This window comes from Catellatospora sp. NPDC049609, from assembly GCF_040675365.1.
In the GTDB taxonomy this organism is placed as follows: Bacteria; Actinomycetota; Actinomycetes; order Mycobacteriales; family Micromonosporaceae; genus Catellatospora.
In genome coordinates this window covers 1-1,711 of sequence record NZ_JBFAOU010000437.1, presented here as the reverse complement: position 1 = coordinate 1,711, position 1,711 = coordinate 1, and the positions used below count along the sequence as shown (strand labels likewise).

2 protein-coding genes are annotated in these 1,711 nt (G+C 72.4%); one reads left to right on the top strand and one right to left on the bottom strand.

From position 1 onward, the window contains the following. Positions 1–75: 75 nt before the first annotated feature. Positions 76–474 (bottom strand): hypothetical protein, encoded by a 399-nt coding sequence (locus tag AB0J67_RS40945; RefSeq protein ID WP_363491192.1) that lies wholly within the window; start codon positions 472–474, stop codon positions 76–78. A gap of 121 nt (positions 475–595) precedes the next feature. On the opposite strand from AB0J67_RS40945, the gene AB0J67_RS40940 reads away from it, so the two are divergent. After that, a complete protein-coding gene (locus AB0J67_RS40940; protein WP_363491190.1) occupies positions 596–1,588 on the top strand; it encodes a YihY/virulence factor BrkB family protein in 993 nt (330 codons plus the stop codon). The last annotated feature ends 123 nt before the right edge of the window (positions 1,589–1,711 follow it).

The following is a 1,711-nucleotide window of genomic DNA, read 5'->3' as shown; positions in this document are numbered from 1 at the left end:
CCGCCGCCACGAAGCTGGTCGCCGCGTCCGAGGCCGAGAAGGTACGCGACGCGGTCCACCTCGCCGCGTGCCGGTCTAGCGGGCCGAGCGGCGTCCGATCAGCCAGGCCACGAGGACGGCACCGGCGCCGATCACCCACGGCGTCGGGTTGGCGCGGATCCGGTCCCGCAGGTCCCGGCCCAGCGCCTCCCACTCCTGTGCGTCCCGGGGCAGCTGATCGGCCACGTTGTGGGCCAGCTCGCCGGCCCGCTCCGTGACGACGCCCGCCGCCTCGATGGTCTTGTCCCTGGCCGCCAGGGCCGCCTCGCCGGCCTGGCCACCGACCGTCGCGGCCTTGTCGGCGATGTCGCGCCCGGCGGCGGTCAGCGTCTGCTTCACGTCGTCGGCCCGTGACGCGATCGCCGCCCCGGCGTCCTTGGCGGTCTGCGCGGCCTGATCGACCGCGGTCTGGAATTCCTTGTCCTTCGCTGGCATGACCCTGGTCCCTCCGCAAGCTGTAGTGGCGAACGGATACCCGGATGCGGCGCGGTTAACCACCCGGTGGCGGCCCGCGGCGCGCCGGTTAGACCGCCCCGCGCCGCGGTATGTAGCGGCCATGGCCGACCACCCCGATAAGTCCCCGGCACCACCCCCGCCACCGCACGCGGGCCCGCGCAGCCCGGCACAGTTCAGCCTGCGGTCCTGGTGGGCCGTGCTGCGCCGCACCGCCAAGGAAGCCGACACCGACAGCCTGCAGGTATGGGCGGCGGCGTTGACCTACTTCGGCGTCCTGTCGCTGTTCCCGGGCATCCTGGTGCTCGTCGCGGTCGTCGGGCTGATCGACGACCACCTCATCGACGACGTGCTCGTCGAGGTCACCCCGATCATGCCCGGCCCCGTCCGGGAGATCTTCACCGCCGCGCTGGAGAACGTGCAGGCCAACGACGCCAAGGCGGGAGTCGCCGCGATCATCGGTCTGGCGGTGGCGATGTGGTCGGCGTCGGGCTACATCGACGGGTTCATGCAGGCGTCCAACGCCATCTACGACGTCCCGGAGGGACGGCCGTTGTGGAAGCGGCTGCCCGTCCGGCTCGCCGTCACCCTGGTCACCGGTGTCGTCCTGGTCGTCAGCGTGCTGATCGTGGTGCTCAGCGGCCGGCTGGCCGAAGCCGTCGGGTCGGCCCTGGACATCCCGGGACCGGCCGTGACGACCTGGCAGATCCTCAAGTGGCCGGTGCTGGTGGTGCTCGTCGGGCTGCTGTTCGGCCTGCTGTACTGGGCCTCGCCCAACGCCCGCCAGGGCGGCTTCCGCTGGATCACCCCAGGCTGCATCCTCGCGGTGGTGCTGTGGCTCGCCGCGTCCGCCGGATTCGGCTTCTACGCCGCCCACTTCGGTTCGTACGCGCAGACCTACGGCAGCCTCGGCGGCGTCATCGTGTTCCTGATCTGGCTGTGGCTGTCCAACCTGGCGCTGCTGCTGGGCGCCGAGCTCGACGCCGAGCTGGAACGCCAGCGCGCCATCGCCGCCGGCCACCCGGCCGACCAGGAGCCCTACCTGCAGCTGCGGGACACCAAGGCCATCGACGGCGACGACAAGCAGAACCTCTGAACGCAGCAAGGCGGCGCCGCCCACGATCAGGAACGCGACGGCCGGCACGTCGAGGCCGAGCGCCTGGTAGCCCACCGCGCACAGGCCGGTGACGGCCAGCACCGGGACCGGCGCGCGGCGGCG